At 43.1% G+C, this 863-nt stretch carries 1 protein-coding gene; it reads left to right on the top strand.

All coding sequences use genetic code 11. From position 1 onward, the window contains the following. The coding region (locus ACFINZ_RS10240) for a phenylalanine--tRNA ligase subunit beta (protein ID WP_375701455.1) at positions 1-863 on the top strand (863 nt) is incomplete at both ends.

The following is an 863-nucleotide window of genomic DNA, read 5'->3' as shown; positions in this document are numbered from 1 at the left end:
TATGCAGGTTTAGATGATCCGGTGATTGATATCGGTTTGACGCCCAATCGTTCTGATTGCATAGGGGTTCGCGGTATTGCCCGTGATCTTGCTGCGACTGGAATTGGTCGGTTAAAAGAACTATCCTTGCCACAATTGGGTACTACCTTTGAAACATCGCTTGATGTTTCTTTAGATTTTTCGCAAAGCGCGTTGTTATGTTTGGGGTTTGCTTGGTGTGAAGTTCGCAATGTTCAAAATAATGCATCGCCACAATGGATGCAACAACGTTTGAACGCCATTGGTTTGAGACCAATTAATGCGTTGGTTGATATAACCAATTACATCAGTTTTGATCTTGGTCGTCCGCTGCATGTTTTTGATGCCGATAAGATTAAAGGTAATTTGCGTGTACGTTGTGGTCGTGAAGGTGAACAGCTTCAGGCGCTTAACGGAAAAGTCTATAATTTAGGTGTTAAAGATTGTGTTATTGCAGATGAAGAGGGTGTTGTTTCGATTGCCGGTATTATGGGTGGTGAAAGAACGAGCTGTGATGAGACGACGCGTCGCGTTATTATTGAGTCGGCACTTTGGGATGCGCAGAGTATTGCGCAGACAGGGCGTGCATTAGGACTTATCAGTGATGCCCGTTATAGGTTTGAACGGGGTGTGGATCCGGCTTTTATGGAAACAGGGCTTGAGATTGCAACAGAGTTGGTCCTACGTCTTTGTGGTGGTGAAGGTTCAAAGATGAAGATTGTGGGTTATCAGCAGCCAGAAATCAGACAGATCACTTTTCCACTTTCTGAAATTAAACGTTTAACATATTTGGAAATAGAACATGAACAAACCATGACTATTTTGACACAGCTAGGATTTGATAG

This window comes from Bartonella sp. AA81SXKL (assembly GCF_042196945.1).
GTDB lineage: Bacteria > Pseudomonadota > Alphaproteobacteria > Rhizobiales > Rhizobiaceae > Bartonella.
Note: the sequence above shows the minus strand (reverse complement) of the source record. Positions and strands in the feature narration are given on the sequence as shown.